The 15,542-nt window shown below is 37.9% G+C and carries 13 protein-coding genes; 2 read left to right on the top strand and 11 right to left on the bottom strand.

Annotated features, from left to right (window positions below; translation table 11 throughout):
• The first annotated feature begins 89 nt into the window (after window positions 1-89).
• A complete protein-coding gene (locus FCI53_RS02430; protein ID WP_138415491.1) occupies window positions 90-278 on the top strand; it encodes a hypothetical protein in 189 nt (62 codons plus the stop codon).
• Here FCI53_RS02430 and FCI53_RS02425 read toward each other — a convergent pair.
• The 8 genes from FCI53_RS02425 to hemA form a co-directional block, all read right to left on the bottom strand.
• Complete coding sequence (locus FCI53_RS02425; protein ID WP_138415489.1) at window positions 275-1,306, bottom strand: phosphotransferase; 1,032 nt, start codon at window positions 1,304-1,306, stop codon at window positions 275-277. The two genes, FCI53_RS02430 and FCI53_RS02425, sit on opposite strands and share 4 nt — an antisense overlap.
• 73 nt (window positions 1,307-1,379) lie before the next feature.
• A complete protein-coding gene (gene spoVID / locus FCI53_RS02420; protein ID WP_138415487.1) occupies window positions 1,380-2,534 on the bottom strand; it encodes a stage VI sporulation protein D in 1,155 nt (384 codons plus the stop codon).
• Between the two features lie 638 nt (window positions 2,535-3,172).
• The gene (hemL, locus tag FCI53_RS02415; RefSeq protein ID WP_138415923.1) at window positions 3,173-4,459 is read right to left on the bottom strand and encodes a glutamate-1-semialdehyde 2,1-aminomutase; all 1,287 of its coding nucleotides are present in this window, start codon (window positions 4,457-4,459) and stop codon (window positions 3,173-3,175) included.
• Between the two features lie 17 nt (window positions 4,460-4,476).
• On the bottom strand, window positions 4,477-5,454 hold the full coding sequence (gene hemB / locus FCI53_RS02410; RefSeq protein ID WP_138415485.1) for a porphobilinogen synthase: 978 nt from the start codon (window positions 5,452-5,454) through the stop codon (window positions 4,477-4,479).
• Entirely contained in the window at window positions 5,451-6,251 is an 801-nt protein-coding gene (locus FCI53_RS02405) for a uroporphyrinogen-III synthase (RefSeq protein WP_138415483.1), read from the bottom strand. The genes hemB and FCI53_RS02405 overlap by 4 nt, the downstream gene beginning before the upstream one ends.
• A complete protein-coding gene (gene hemC / locus FCI53_RS02400; protein WP_138415481.1) occupies window positions 6,251-7,180 on the bottom strand; it encodes a hydroxymethylbilane synthase in 930 nt (309 codons plus the stop codon). Before hemC ends, FCI53_RS02405 begins: the two co-directional genes overlap by 1 nt.
• Window positions 7,181-7,203: 23 nt before the next feature.
• Window positions 7,204-8,025 (bottom strand): cytochrome C assembly family protein, encoded by an 822-nt coding sequence (locus FCI53_RS02395; protein WP_138415479.1) that lies wholly within the window; start codon window positions 8,023-8,025, stop codon window positions 7,204-7,206.
• An 18-nt stretch (window positions 8,026-8,043) separates the two neighbouring features.
• Entirely contained in the window at window positions 8,044-9,411 is a 1,368-nt protein-coding gene (gene hemA, locus FCI53_RS02390; RefSeq protein ID WP_138415477.1) for a glutamyl-tRNA reductase, read from the bottom strand.
• A 252-nt stretch (window positions 9,412-9,663) separates the two neighbouring features.
• On the opposite strand from hemA, the gene FCI53_RS02385 reads away from it, so the two are divergent.
• Window positions 9,664-10,146, top strand: coding sequence for a LiaI-LiaF-like domain-containing protein (locus FCI53_RS02385; protein ID WP_138415475.1), 483 nt, complete (start codon window positions 9,664-9,666; stop codon window positions 10,144-10,146).
• A 538-nt stretch (window positions 10,147-10,684) separates the two neighbouring features.
• On the opposite strand, the gene yihA is transcribed toward FCI53_RS02385, so the two are convergent.
• From yihA to lonB, 3 genes are all read right to left on the bottom strand, one after another.
• Window positions 10,685-11,269 carry a ribosome biogenesis GTP-binding protein YihA/YsxC gene (yihA, locus tag FCI53_RS02380; RefSeq protein WP_138415473.1) on the bottom strand — a complete coding sequence of 195 codons (585 nt, stop codon included), beginning with the start codon at window positions 11,267-11,269 and terminating at the stop codon, window positions 10,685-10,687.
• On the bottom strand, window positions 11,256-13,589 hold the full coding sequence (gene lon, locus FCI53_RS02375; RefSeq protein ID WP_138415471.1) for an endopeptidase La: 2,334 nt from the start codon (window positions 13,587-13,589) through the stop codon (window positions 11,256-11,258). Before lon ends, yihA begins: the two co-directional genes overlap by 14 nt.
• Before the next feature lie 119 nt (window positions 13,590-13,708).
• Window positions 13,709-15,382: an ATP-dependent protease LonB gene (gene lonB, locus FCI53_RS02370; RefSeq protein ID WP_138415469.1), complete on the bottom strand. Its 1,674-nt coding sequence runs from the start codon at window positions 15,380-15,382 to the stop codon at window positions 13,709-13,711.
• Between the last annotated feature and the right edge of the window lie 160 nt (window positions 15,383-15,542).

Below are 15,542 nucleotides of genomic sequence, written 5' to 3'. Positions count from 1 at the left end.
AAATAAAAATACAATTCTCCCCATGAAACATGCACCAGCCTATGGGCCATTGCATATAATACACCAAAAGCCATAGAAGGAGTGACAGCATGGCACGTTTTTATCGCTATCGACTTCCACCATGGGCAAGATACTGGTTATTAGTCATCGAACGTTGTACATTACCGATCATGATCTTTCAAGGTATTCGAACAATCTTTTTCCCAACTACCTTTGATGTATTATTATTAGGTATTTTTATTGGACTATTTGTCGCCTTTTATTTGGAATGGATTTAGTCATCCTCCAATTCCTGATCTAACTCTTGTTCTTTTAGCTCCTCTCTAATTTGATGGAAATGTTGCTGTACATTTAGCCCATTCATTAACCGACGATATTGATATTCTAATTCTCTAATTTGAAAGGCTTGTGCCTTAGTGTTGTTTGCACTGTGATAATTTTCGACGACTCGAAGATAATTACTTGGCGTTAGTAAATAAATAGCCAAGAGGCTTCGTTCACTTTGTTTAAGAGGATTGTATCGTTCGTAAATCGAAAAAGATTGAATGAATTGATCAAGGTAACTATCATGATATTTCAATTCATTGTAAAAATATCTTGCTAAATCATTTACCGGGCTTCCATAAAAAGCACGCTCCCAATTTATAAAATACGTTTTATTATGTTGAAAAATTTTATGAGAAGCCCGTAAATTCCCATGACATAACACATATGCACCGTGTCCGTATGATTCAATATCCTCTAAATAGAAATCATACCAATCTGCTAGTTGTTGAAACACGTAGTCAATATCTCGATATTGCATGCAAACATGTAATTCAAACGGTGACATATAATGGCGTTGTTCAAATGTTTCAACAAATGTTAACAAACGATTGCGGGCATGGTTCATCTTTTCTTTTTCTTGATAAATAACTTGATCTAGTTGATCGGAACGCAAATCGTTCGCTTGTCTTGTTTGTTGATGCAACTTCGCTAATTCTTGATAAAAAGAATCAATTTCATGTTCTGGTTCATCTATTTCTTTTTTCTCTATCCATGGTGTCACATAATAGACCGATTGGTTGTCATGATAAAAGACTTGACCGTTTCTTGTCATATAGACAGGTAAAATTGAGGAAATCTGTTGTTGATTTGCCAATTGATACACATAACTCCATTTGTCTATATCGCTTTTTGTTAACCTAGAACGTTTAAGCGCATACGTATAATTGTGACTGTGAATCTTATAAACACGATTCGTAATCGGAACAATTTCCGTAGCGTTAATTTGGTACGCTTCCAGAATTCGCTGAATGTCTTTCATACAAAATTCCCCTCCAGCTAGTCTAAACAAAATCCCTTGACACCAATATGTGCAAGGGATTTTATAATTGAGTTTATTGGATTTTTGTTACCTTTGATGGAATATATAAAATTTGGCCTTCATACAATTCATCACTTTCCAAACGATTCGTATTGGATAACTGCATTGGTGTTACTTTATATTTTTCTGCAAGCGAATCGAGTGTGTCTGATTCCTGAACAATGCACATTTTCATACTTGCGACACGTTCTTCGTCTTCATCAGCAAAAATATTTAGCAAATAAGACGAGTCATTTGCCGTTTCGTCTTCACGAGAAGATTCCCGTTCCTCACTTGATTCCTCTTTTCCATGTGCAGAAAACGAGACCAAACTAGACTCTATTGAAGAAGACTCCTGCTTATCCTCGATATAATCATCACCGGATTCCTTTTCAGTCTTATCAAACTGGCTAAAAAATTCTGCGAACGACTGCGACTTTTTATTTTTCCAACGCTCTTTCTCTGATTTAGTTTCAGACGATTCTACTTCTTCTAATTCACTATTTACTTCGACTGTATCCTCGTCTTCTAATTGTGGTGTAGTATCTTGTAACTCCGTTTCAGCTTCAGGTTCTCTCTCAGGAGATTCTGTTTGTTCTGGTGGAGATTCCAATTCTGAAACCGACTCGTCTTTTTCCTTCACATCAAATTCGAATGTTTCATCCACTGGTGGTTCTGGTAAATCAATAGCTTCAGCTTCCGGTTCTGCTGCTGCATCATTGTCTGAACGTTCTTGTCCTTCACTTACACCGTGAATAGCTACTGTTGCATTTAATTTTAATTGGCTATTTTCTGGAATTTCATAGTCAAAAGATTCGATCCCTACCAACACATCATCAATTGATTCAATTCGATATTTTGGAATCGATACTTCTACTGGAAAGTTGTGAAAAAATTCGTTTACACCATCTTCATTACTGTCGACACGATCAACAAAACGTTGAGAAGGTTGGTCACGTAATGAAACATCTTGTTCCTCTTGCTCCTCCGTCGCCTCGGTATCATGTACTTGGAAGTACTCTCCCTTTAATTCGATTACACCTCGAATTGAAACAAATTCCTCTCCTTCTTGAATGGAAATTTCCGGTTCCAGCGAAATCCCCATAATTTCATCCACTTCCTGTCCTCTTTTAAACCATAATGACTCATTTAAATCAAACGTGAATACGGATTGATCACGATTGGTCAAAACTAATTCCTCCCCTCAAATTCAAAGACACAAGTCGTACATTTCCCTCACTTCAGATATATGAAAGAATACTAAAAATATGCATGATGATAGTAAATGTTTCCCTTATACCAAATGTATACGCCCACCATCACAAGGATATGAGTAAAAGATAATGGACATGTCAGATATACTGTAATACTCGACATAACCTCCGTAATTGTGCTCTCTACTATTCTGATTGAAATAAGTGATATCCAATCGCTGCGGCAGAATACTACGCTTTCCATGGACACGGCCTCGGGCCAACAGGATGTTGATCACGCAGGCATTACCACAGGACGTGGCGATCTTAGCCTACGTTCCTTAACTCATGGGGTCTTCGGACTCGTGCTGTTCCTGCAGGACAAGGAACGCTTCGGCAGCATTACATCGCACGCAGAAAATTGGTTTGTATTTTCAAGGAGGCTCATCAGCCGCCCGTGGAAAGCGTAGTGTATTGCCGCAGCACCGTTCAGCACTAATCTTATTAAGAATGGACGAAAGTTATGTGCAGAAATGTCGTATAATACAGCTTATACGACATTATGAATCACTCAACCTTTTTAAAATCCAAACAAAAAGGCAGGAGCCTTGAATCAGCTCCTACCTTAGATAAACTATTTTAATTTAGCAAATGCTTTTCTAGCTGCTTGAATAGTATGTTCAATATCCTCATCCGTGTGGGCTGTGGATAGGAAGATTCCTTCAAATTGAGAAGGCGGTAAAAAGATCCCTTCTTCAATCATGGTGCGGTAGTAACTAGCAAAATGCTCAAGGTTTGAACTATTTGCTGTGTCAAAGTTAACCACTTCTTGATCGGTAAAGAATACCCCAACCATCGAACCAGCTCGATTAATTTGAATGGAAACCCCATATTCTTCAGATGCTTGCTGATAGCCTTCGATTAAACGATCTACTTTGCGATTAATTTGCTTGTATGCATCTTGATCCATTGCTTTCAGTGTTTCATAACCAGCTGTCATTGCAAGTGGGTTGCCTGACAATGTACCTGCTTGGTAGATATCTCCTGTTGGTGCGATACGTTCCATAATCTCACGTTTACCACCATAAGCACCGACTGGAAGACCGCCACCAATCACTTTTCCTAGACAAGTTAAATCAGGTGTTACACCAAAATGACCTTGGGCACAGTTATATCCTACACGGAAACCTGTCATCACCTCATCAAAAATAAGTAATGAGCCTTTGTCTTCGGTAATCGTGCGTAGTTTTTGTAAGAAGTCATCCTTTGGTGGGACAACTCCCATATTTCCTGATACAGGTTCCACAATTACAGCTGCAATATCATCACCATATTGTTCAAATGCATATTGCACACTTTCAAAATCGTTGTACGGCACTGTAATCGTATTTTGAGCAATTGACGTTGGAACCCCTGGGCTATCAGGTAATCCTAATGTAGCCACACCAGAACCAGCTTTAATTAACAAGGAATCCCCATGACCATGATAGTTTCCTTCAAATTTCAAAATTTTGTCGCGTCCTGTGTATCCTCTCGCTAAACGTAAAGCACTCATTGTTGCTTCTGTTCCTGAGTTCACCATACGGACCATCTCAATTGATGGGACACGCTCAATTACTAGGCTTGCTAGTTTGTTTTCTAGGATCGTTGGTGCACCAAAGCTTGTACCATTGGCGACAACATCTTGTAATTTGCCAACGACACGTTCATCTGCATGACCTAGGATCAGTGGTCCCCAGCTTAATACATAATCAATATAATCATTACCATCAATATCATAGATTTTAGAGCCTTTACCAGTTTCCATAAAAATTGGATTGAGACCAACCGATTTAAACGCCCGAACAGGTGAATTTACCCCACCAGGCATTAAATCAACCGCTTCTTTATACGCATCAATTGACTGATCAAAGTTTACCATATTCATACCTCCGACATTTATTGTTTCAACCATTTTGCGACATCTTTCGCAAAATAGGTAATAATTAAGTCTGCACCAGCACGTTTCATTGATGTTAATTGTTCAAGAACAATTTCTTTTTCATCTATCCATCCATTAAGTGCTCCAGCTTTCACCATGGAATACTCTCCACTAACATTATAGGCAACTAATGGTAAGTCAAACCGATTTTTCATATCACGGATGATATCCATATAGGATAGTGCTGGTTTTATGATTAAGAAATCTGCACCTTCTTGTACATCAGATTCTGCTTCACGAAATGCTTCGATTCGATTGGCAGGATCCATTTGATATGTTTTGCGATCACCAAATTGTGGTGCACCATCCGCTGCATCACGAAACGGACCGTAGTGAGAGGAAGCGTATTTGACTGCATACGACATCACTGGAATATGTTCAAAACCAGCTTCATCTAATCCTTGGCGTATAGCCGCAACAAACCCATCCATCATATTGGATGGAGCGATAATATCTGCCCCAGCTTGCGCTTGAGATATTGCTGTTTTGACATGTAGTTCGAGACTTTCATCATTATGTACATCGCCATCATGGATCACACCACAGTGACCGTGGTCGGTATACTCACAAAGACAAGTGTCCGCAACCGTGAGCACATCCGGGAAATTTTTACCAATTTGACGCAATGCTTCCTGGATTATACCTGTCTCGCAATACGCTTGACTACCAACACCATCTTTTTCCTGTGGAATCCCAAATAATAAGACAGACTTGATACCCAAGGTTGTCAAATCTTTCATTTCCTCGTCCAAATAATCTAATGAGACTTGAAACACACCAGGCATTGATGATACTTCATTGCGAATATTTTCCCCTTCCACGACAAACAGTGGGTAAATAAGGTCATCTGTCGTTAGCTTCGTTTCTCGTACTAATGATCGCATTGTAGTAGATGAACGTAGTCTTCGATGTCGTTTAAATGTTAAATCTTTCATTGTTGCACCTTGCCTTCCTTATTAAAGTAGTTTACTAATTCTTCGAGCATGCCATCAATTGTAAACTGATCCGGTGTTCGAATATGTTTAAAACCTTGTTGCTTGGCCTTTTTCTGGGTAGTTGTGCCAATACAGACACATAGAGCTTCCTGTTTCAATTGATTTATCTCTCTACTATGCTCCCCTGCCAACTCTTCGAACGCTTGCACAGTTGATGGGCTCGTGAACGTACATGCATCAATATTTTCATTTACTAGATATGTTTGCAATGATTGCTTTGCCTGTTCATTTATTAGCGTATCATAAACAATCACTCTACGGAAAAAAACTTGCTGTTGTTTAAGCCCATTAGCAATTTCTTTTCTAGCTAAATTCCCACAAACTAAAAGAATCCGCTGATCGGCTGAATATTTATGAAGGAACTCTTCCACCATATGATTTCCTTGAAATGTTCTTGGACAGAAATCTGCTGAAATTCCATATCGATTCAACATTTTTTCTGTTTTTGTTCCAATAACGGCAACTTGCAACTGATCCACAACTGTCAGAGGAACTTGCCAATAATTCAGCTGCTCGAAAAAAAACTTCACGCCATTGGCACTTGTAAAAAACACCCATGTATACTCGTGAAGTTGTTGAAAAATCTCTTGATTCTGTTGTGATAGTCTTGATTGAAATGTAAGCAAAGGTGCTACTAGGGGAATAGCACCTGCTTTGGTTAATTTTTCAGAAAAAGGTTTTGCTTGCTCCTCACTCCGAGTAATAAGGATCTGTTTTCCTGAAAGAGGTTGTTTCATTATTGATCGTACTCCTCTTTCGCATCATCGACAATTTTTTGTCCCCCTTGTGCTTTCATGCGATTAGCCGCCTCTGTACCGACAGCAACAGGATCTGTTCCACGAACAACTTCTTTAAGTACTGTTTTTCCATCTGGTGTCCCGACTAATGCTGTAAGTACTACTTCATCTTTTTCTAAATACGCATAGCCCCCGATTGGAACTTGGCAGCCTCCATTTAATAGATGTAAATAGGTACGCTCAGCCGTAACGGTTTTGGTTGTATAATCATCATTTAATTTTGCCAATAGATCAAGTAATTCTTGATCATCTTCACGACATTCAATAGCTAATGCCCCTTGTCCAACAGCAGGCACACATACATCTGGCTCTAAGTATTCTGTCACAATCTCATCGCCCCAGCCCATCCGTTTTAAACCAGCGGCAGCTAATACAATTGCGTCATACTCTTCTTCACGTAGTTTTCTTAAGCGCGTTTCAATATTTCCACGAATCCATTTGATCTCAAGGTCAGGTCTAGCTGCTAACACTTGTGAACCACGGCGCAGGCTACTTGTACCCACAACCGCACCTTTTGGTAAATCCTCTAATAACACATTATTGTTGGAAACAAGTGCATCACGATGGTCTTCTCGCTCTGGAATTGTACCAATCGTAAGGCCATCAGCTACTTGGGCAGGCATATCCTTCATACTATGAACAGCCATATCAATTTCACCGTCATACATTGCTTTTTCAATTTCTTTGACGAACAAGCCTTTACCGCCTACTTTGGACAACGTAACGTCTAAAATCTTGTCCCCTTTGGTAACAATCTTCTTCACTTCAAATTCATATGGTACATCGAGTTTCTTAAGCTTATCGATAATCCACTCTGTCTGTGTCAGAGCTAGATTACTTTTTCTTGAACCTATCACTAATTTTCGCATTGTTTGCCTCCTGGTTTATGTGGTTAGTTCAAATGAAAATTTGACATCGTACTAAATAGAAAAAAGTTAATAAGTAAAAATAAAAATGCTCCCGCGTTAAACAGTGCAATCGATCTACCTTGATAGCCTTTTGCGACTCTTAAAAATAAGTAAATAAAATACACGATTAATACGACAAATGATCCTATCGTCTTCACATCATACCAATAAAACTCAGCATTTGATGTGTACGCCCAAACAATTCCTAGTGTGATTGATAGGAGTAATAACGGGAATCCAATCGTTACCGTACTTAGTGACATAAAATCTAACCTGGTTAAATCCCCTAATCGTCTCAACCATTTATAACCTCGTTTTTCTTTTAGCAAGTAATATTGCATTAAATACATGAGCGAAAAGACCACAGATAGAGTGAAAAAGCCATAAGAGACAAGTGCTAAAGTAATGTGAGATACTAATATTTCACTAACAAGTTGAACCCCTTGGTCACTCCCACTTTCTTGTGCTTTCGCCGTAATATGTAATAACATCATAAAAAAACCTAGTAAATTAATGAAAAACACTAGAAAATCTACTTTTAAAAAGCGATTGACTAATAACGAAAAGGATACGATAATCCAGGTGTAAAGATAGAACCCGTCATAAATGGTAATCATCAACAAATCTCGTTCTGAAATGATTTGATAAAATAAAAAAAAGGTTTGTAAAACCCAAACCAACATAAGTAACCAGAAGGCGATTTTGTTAGCCTTCCGGTTGTGTTGAACAAAATCAATAAAATATCCCATCACACTAGCACCATAAATTAATAAAATGAGTTCATTTAACCATTTCACATCTAGCATAAGGGAATTCCTTTCCAATTAATTGGTTGTAGCATTTTTTAATGACGACAAGGATACTTGGCCACTCTTTTCAAGTGCGATAACTTTATTCGTCTCCTGTTTATCTAACTCATGACGAACGATATCCTCAATCCCAAAAATTCTCATGAATAATTGTAATGACTCATCTGCATCTTGTTCTACAGCCAATTCTTTTGCTTGTAAGATTGGTTGTTTTAATAATTGGTTAATAATGCTTTTGGTGTGTTTACTTAGCACCTTTCGTTCACGATCAGTTAAATTAGGCATCTTTCGTTCAATACTTTTCATTGTCTCTGCTTGAATCGACAAGGCATGTTCTCTTAACGCAGAGATCACTGGCACAACACCTAAGGTTTTTAGCCATTCTTTAAATAGCACTATTTCTTCTTCAATCATTAATTCAATCGTTTCTGCCGCTTCATTTCTTGCAGCAAGATTGGCATCCACAACCCCTTGCAGATCGTCAATATCATATAAAAATACACTGTCCAATTCACCGATAGCTGGATCTAAATCCCTAGGCACAGCGATATCGACAAGGAAAAGTGGTTTTCCTCTGCGTTTTTTTTCAATTGGAGCTAATGCTTGTTTAGACAAGACATGCTCACTTGCACCAGTTGAACTGATTAAGATGTCAGCATCCTTTAATGCATCCATCAATTCATCTGTTGTTTTAGCTGAACCTGAAAATTTAGCAGCCAGTGCCTGAGCCTTGGTAAACGTTCGGTTCACAACAGATATTTTTTTAACGCCTGAACCTTGCAGATTTTTGACAGCTAGCTCACCCATTTTACCTGCTCCATAAATCACAACATGTTTATTGGATAAGTCACCAAAAATTTTCTTTGCCAGTTCAACTGCTGCATAACTAACAGAAACAGCGTTTTCTCCAATAGCTGTCTCTTTATGTGCTCGTTTGGCTAATGTAACAGTTTGCTTAAACAATTCATTATATATTGTTCCTGTTGTTCCTGATTGTTGCGCTAATAAGAAGGCCTGTTTCATTTGCCCTAAGATTTGTGTCTCGCCAACAACCATTGAATCCAGACCAGTTGTAACTCTAAATAAATGTTCTACAGCACCATCATTCTCATATATAGCTAAATGAGAGGAAAAGGCTTCTTTATCTATATCAAACCAACTTGCTAAAAATTGCTTAATATAATACCGTCCTGTATGAAGTTGATCTACCACTGCATAGATTTCTGTTCGATTACAAGTGGATATTATCACATTTTCTAGCACACTTTTTTGATCATTTAATTGTTGCATCGCTTCTGCTAACCGCTCTTCATCAAAAGTAAGCTTTTCTCTTATCTCTACAGGCGCGGTCCTATAATTGATCCCCACCACTAATATGTGCACAATATCTACCCCCAAAGTTCTTTGAAACCTAACCTGTCCACAATCTTTATTTATTATAACACGAGTTACGTTCTTTTCTCCAAAAATTTAAACAGAATTCTTACAATATGATATGATATTCCATAAAGCATTTATTATTATTTTACTACCTATAATATGTTTGTACTTTATCACACTCCTAAAATTCAATCAAGTAACTAATATTAAAAAATAATTATTATAATCTAAAAAGTGTACACGCGGAGGTAAACAATGAAAAAACAGAACCTGTTTGTTGGTATTATTTTAATTGGAATCGGTGGCTATTTTCTTTTAAGACAATTACGTTTTCCCATTTTAACCGACTTTTATTCCTGGCCAACTTTATTAATTATTCTCGGTATTTCATTCCTATTCTATAGTTATATTTCCAAAGATTATAAACAATTATTCCCTGGGAGCCTATTATTTGGTTTAGGTATTCATTTTCATGGCTTAAATCATTACGCCTTTTGGATTGATCACTGGGCAATGTATCCCCTCATTATCTCGATCGCGTTTTTTGTTCGGTTTCAAAAAACAAAATCTGATTTGTTGCCTGGATTGATTCTACTCATTATATCTTTGTTTGCTATTTTTTCTTCTAATAAACCTGGTTGGTTTCGTTGGATTGATCAAATGGCCTACTGGATTGGAGACTTCTGGCCGGCGGTTTTAATTTTGGTTGGGATTTATTTATTAGTGCGGAAAAAATAAGGCGCCCCCTCTTTTCACTACAAAATAGGGATTGCGATTATCTCAGCTATGTATTGTGAGAGGGGAGAAAATGGGTTCACGGAACGGAAATACTTAAGATTTAATTAAAAGGCTCTTTTGATAAAGTTTGTTACTTTTTGTGTCGTAGTTGATAGAAAATCCAACGTAACTCTTCTCGATGGGATGTTAGCGGATCCTCATTCCGCTATTTCGTTAAATTTCCTCATTTTGTGGTGCTTCACTCATTCCGCTATATGCCGTTACCATAACGATTATCACCACTTTTGAGCCTGATAGCGGAATCACGAACCGCTTCCCCCTGTATTTAAGCTTTTTTTCATGAAATAGCTTCACACAAACTGGTTCATCCAATGCGGGCCCTCATTCCGTTATTTAGCAAAATACCCATTTTGAGGTACCACCAGGTCTTCCTTCACCTTACCTATTACGTCGGAGTTTATAGTAATTGCGCCAAAACAACAACCTCTTAGAAAACAGCCCATTAAAAAACGCTCAGAAAATCTGAGCGTTTTTGTTTCTAATTGATAAATTTAGTCATTGCTCTCCACGCTTCTTCTTTCCCCTCACCTGTTTCAGATGAAAATGGAATAATGATGTCTTCTGCTTCAAGCTCTAATGTTTGAGCTGTTTGTTTTAAATGTTTTGCACGTTTTCCTTTAGGAATCTTATCCAATTTCGTAGCAATCACCATCACAGGAAGCTCATAATGTTTCAGAAAATCATACATGGTAACATCATCTGCGGTTGGTTGATGGCGAATATCAACAATTAATGCTGCAGCCCGAAGATTTTCGCGCTCTATAAAATATTCTTCCATCATTTTGCCCCATTTTTCTCTTTCTTTTTTGGAAACTTTTGCATAACCATAACCTGGTACATCAACAAAGTAGAAAACATCGTTAATCTTATAAAAATTCAATGTCTGCGTTTTCCCCGGTTTTGATGATGTCCGAGCCAGGCTTTTTCTATTAATCATTTTATTAATAAATGATGACTTCCCAACATTTGACCGTCCTGCTAAAGCAATTTCAGGTAACAAATCATTCGGATATTGCTTTTGTGATACAGCACTGATTACGATTTCGGCGTTAGTTACTTTCATGATTCTCCCCCGCTAATGCATGCTTTAATACTTCATCTAAATGGTTGACTTTAATATAGGTTAAATCTTCCTTGACACTGTCAGGAATATCTTCTAAATCCTTTTCATTGTCAGCAGGAATCAGAATTGTGGTTAGCCCTGCTCGATGTGCACTCAATGACTTTTCTTTCAAACCACCGATTGGTAATACGCGTCCTCTTAAAGTAATTTCACCTGTCATCCCAACTTCTTTTTTAACTGGACGACCAGTTAATGCGGAAACAAGTGCCGTTGCCATCGTGATCCCTGCGGATGGACCATCTTTTGGTGTAGCCCCTTCTGGCACGTGAATATGAATATCATTGTTTTCATGAAAATCAGGATCGATATTTAGGGCTTCAGCTCTTGAACGAATGTAACTGAAGGCTGCTTGGGCAGACTCTTTCATTACATCACCTAGTTTACCAGTTAGAGTTAATTTACCTTTTCCTGGCGCCAAGGAAACTTCAATCGACAATGTATCCCCACCTGCAGCAGTATAGGCTAAACCTGTTGCAGCACCTACTTGATCTTCCTCTTCCATCATGCCATAACGGAATAATGGCTTTCCAAGTAGGTTCTCTAACTGTTTCTCCGTTATGACAACGCGTTTTTTATTTTCAGAAACGATGATTTTGGCTGCTTTTCGGCAAATAGAAGCTAATTGTCTTTCTAACCCACGTACACCAGCTTCGCGTGTGTATCTACGAATTAATTTTATTAATGCCTCGTCACGTACTTGAATTTGACCTTTTGATAGCCCATTTTCCTCTATTTGCTTGGTTAACAAATGCTCTTTTGCAATATGCAGCTTTTCCACTTCCGTGTAACCAGCAATCGAGATTACTTCCATACGGTCAAGTAGTGGACCTGGAATCGAGCCTAAGTTGTTCGCTGTCGCAACGAACATCACTTTTGATAAGTCATAAATTTCTTCAATATAGTGATCGCTAAATGTACTATTTTGTTCAGGGTCTAATACTTCTAACATTGCTGAAGAAGGATCCCCACGGAAGTCACTGGCCATTTTATCGATTTCATCTAGTAAGAAGACAGGGTTAATTGTTTCTGCTTTTTTCATTCCTTGAATGATTCTTCCTGGCATTGCCCCGACATAGGTTCTTCGATGTCCTCGGATTTCTGCTTCGTCACGAACACCACCTAGGGAAATACGTACGAAATTTCGATCCAATGAACGAGCAATCGATTTCGCTAATGAAGTTTTCCCTACACCAGGAGGTCCGACTAGACAAAGTATCGGTCCTTTAATCGATTGGGTTAATTGTTGAACAGCTAAATATTCTAAGACACGTTCTTTTACTTTTTCTAACCCATAATGGTCTTCATTTAATGTATCTTCTGCATGATTAATATCCAAATTATCTTCTGTTTCGTTCGTCCATGGCAAAGATAGTAACCAATCAATGTAATTACGAATCACATTACTTTCCGCAGAGCTTTGTGGAACCTTTTCATAACGATCTAATTCTTTTACCGCTACTTTGACAATTCGTTCAGGCATATCTGAGTTCTCAACTTTTTCTCTGAGATTTGCAACTTCGCCTGCCTTCCCGTCCTTGTCTCCTAATTCTTTTTGAATGGCTTTCATTTGTTCACGTAAATAGTACTCTTTTTGAGTTTGCTCCATTGACTTTTTAACACGTTTACCGATTTTCTTTTCTAAGTTTAGCACTTCTCTTTCATTATTGATCAATGCTATTAGTCGATGCAGCCGTTTTTTCACATCTTCAATTTCTAATATTTCTTGCTTATCTTTAATGTTTAAAGATAAGTGTGAAGTAACAATATCAGCTAATCGGCCTGGTTCATCAATATCAGAAACAGTTGCTAACGTTTCCTTACTAATTTTTTTCGACATTTTTATGTATTGCTCAAACTGATCCAGTAACGACCGCATTAATGCAATTTCTTCATTTTTATTACCATGGACCTCTTTTAGTTCTTCAATTTCAACTTCAAATTGTTCCTCTTCTTCAATGAACTCAATAATTTGTCCACGATATAATCCTTCTACAAGGACACGTATTGTACCATTCGGTAGTTTCAACATTTGTTTTACTTTTGCCATTGTACCTACACGGTATATATCTGTGACTTCCGGTTCATCTACTGCACTTTCTTTCTGTGCAGATAAGAAGATATAGTTATCATCCATCATCGCCTTTTCTAAAGCATTAACAGATTTGTCGCGTCCTACATCAAGGTGCAATACCATTGTTGGGAACACAAGTAATCCTCTTAATGGAAGAAGGGGGACTTGTACTTTGTTTGTTTCTGCCATCTTTTAGACCTCCATTTAAAACGTAAAACATTCACATACCTTTTTAAATTCGTATCAGGGTATGTGTCCTTTGTAATAAAGTTTAAAGAAAAGTTATTTCTTTGTAAACTTACCCGCAATCACAGTGTATTAGAAGAAGGATTTGGTTGTGATTCTGTTCGTCTTTCAGTGCGAGAAGTGGATTCCCTTTCTTCCAATACATATCCCAATACTTCTTTGAATGTTGTTACGGCAATAATTTCAATTCCTTCAATTTTATCACATGTTGCTTGATAATTCTGTTTTGGAATAATAACTCGTTTCGCTCCAGCTTGTTTTGCAGCCTTTATTTTAGTAAGGATTCCTCCTACAGGCTTCACTTCCCCATGCAAAGATATTTCCCCGGTCATGGCGACATCATAATGAATTGGTATTTTTTGAATACTTGAATAGATCCCAACTGCCATTGCTAATCCAGCGGACGGACCATCAACGGGAATACCACCAGGAAAGTTAACATGAATATCATATTCATGTGCTGGAACACCGTAGGAACGAAGAAAAGTAATTACATTTTCAATCGATCCTTTCGCCATACTTTTCCGCTTAATCGATTTTGATTGACTACCAATCGTTTCTTCTTCTGCGATCCCTGTAATCGTAATAGCACCATTATGGATGCTTGGTAATATCATAAACTCTATTTCTAATAAAAATCCAGTACTTGGACCTTGCACAGCAAGTCCATTAACCTTTCCGACTTTACTTATTGGGGTAATGGACGGTTTCATTCTTGGTGTCAAACGACTTGATTCCACCACCCACTCTATATCCGCTTGCGTAATTTGCTGTCGGTTTTCTTTTTTTGCAATGCTTGATGCAATTTGAATCATATTGACAGTTTCTCTACCGTTACGAGCATAGTGTGCTAAGACATCCAACGCTGGTTGCTCAATCGTACTATTTACTTTTTTCCCTGCTCTTTGCGCTACATCGATAATTTCTTCTGGTTCTAATTCTCGGAAGAACACCTCTAAACACCTTGAGCGAATCGCAGGTGGTATTTCCTCTGGTGAACGAGTCGTTGCCCCAATCAAACGAAAGTCAGCTGGTAAACCTTCCGAAAATATTTGATGAATATGTGTTGGGATATTTTTATTTTCTGGACTATAATAAGCACTTTCATAAAATACTTTTCGGTCTTCTAATACCTTTAATAGTTTATTCATCTGGATAGGGTGTAATTCACCAATTTCATCGATAAACAACACACCACCATGTGCATTGGATACAGCACCCCGTTTCGGTTGTGGAATACCTGCTTGTCCCATTGCACCTGCACCTTGATAAATCGGATCATGAACAGAACCAATTAAAGGATCGGCTACTCCTCGTTCATCAAAACGTGCTGTGGTCGCATCTAATTCTACAAACGGAGAACTTGTTCTAAAAGGAGAGTCGGCATGGCGCTTTGCTTCTTCTAATACCAAACGCGCTGCAGCTGTTTTACCAATTCCAGGTGGACCATACACAATCACATGTTGTGGGTTTGCACCACATAAAGCAGCTCGGAGTGCTTGTATCCCATCTTCTTGCCCAATAATATCAGCTAAATTTTTTGGACGAATTCGTTCCGATAGTGGCATGGTTAACTGTATCGAACGCATCTTCCTTAAGTCCTCTAATTCTTTTTGTGAATCTTTTTCAATTGTATTCTTATTGGTTCGTTGATTTTTTAATAAATTCCAAAAGTAAAGACCAACGACAACACCGAAAAACAGTTGTACAATTACGACAATACTAACGAGATCCATAACGTACCTCCAAATTGCTTGATATACGTTAGTATTACCGCAAACTTTTATACTAAACAGGATCCTAAGCAGAAATTATTTCACACATAAAGAAATCCCTTGTTAGCATGTAACAAGGGATTTTATAATTCATTTTAACTATGTTAAATCCTATGCTGAA

Origin of the sequence: Aquibacillus sediminis (assembly GCF_005870085.1) — a bacterium.
Classification (GTDB): Bacteria; Bacillota; Bacilli; order Bacillales; family Amphibacillaceae; genus Aquibacillus_E; species Aquibacillus_E sediminis.
This window is presented reverse-complemented; position numbering and strand designations above follow the sequence as displayed.

Coding starts and splice junctions, on each gene's coding strand:
- FCI53_RS02430 (WP_138415491.1), top strand. CDS start 90: ATGGCACGTTTTTATCGCTATCGACTTCCACCATGGGCAAGATACTGG.
- FCI53_RS02425 (WP_138415489.1), bottom strand. CDS start 1,306: ATGAAAGACATTCAGCGAATTCTGGAAGCGTACCAAATTAACGCTACG.
- hemL (WP_138415923.1), bottom strand. CDS start 4,459: ATGGTAAACTTTGATCAGTCAATTGATGCGTATAAAGAAGCGGTTGAT.
- hemB (WP_138415485.1), bottom strand. CDS start 5,454: ATGAAAGATTTAACATTTAAACGACATCGAAGACTACGTTCATCTACT.
- FCI53_RS02405 (WP_138415483.1), bottom strand. CDS start 6,251: ATGAAACAACCTCTTTCAGGAAAACAGATCCTTATTACTCGGAGTGAG.
- hemC (WP_138415481.1), bottom strand. CDS start 7,180: ATGCGAAAATTAGTGATAGGTTCAAGAAAAAGTAATCTAGCTCTGACA.
- FCI53_RS02395 (WP_138415479.1), bottom strand. CDS start 8,025: ATGCTAGATGTGAAATGGTTAAATGAACTCATTTTATTAATTTATGGT.
- FCI53_RS02385 (WP_138415475.1), top strand. CDS start 9,664: ATGAAAAAACAGAACCTGTTTGTTGGTATTATTTTAATTGGAATCGGT.
- yihA (WP_138415473.1), bottom strand. CDS start 11,269: ATGAAAGTAACTAACGCCGAAATCGTAATCAGTGCTGTATCACAAAAG.
- lon (WP_138415471.1), bottom strand. CDS start 13,589: ATGGCAGAAACAAACAAAGTACAAGTCCCCCTTCTTCCATTAAGAGGA.
- lonB (WP_138415469.1), bottom strand. CDS start 15,382: ATGGATCTCGTTAGTATTGTCGTAATTGTACAACTGTTTTTCGGTGTT.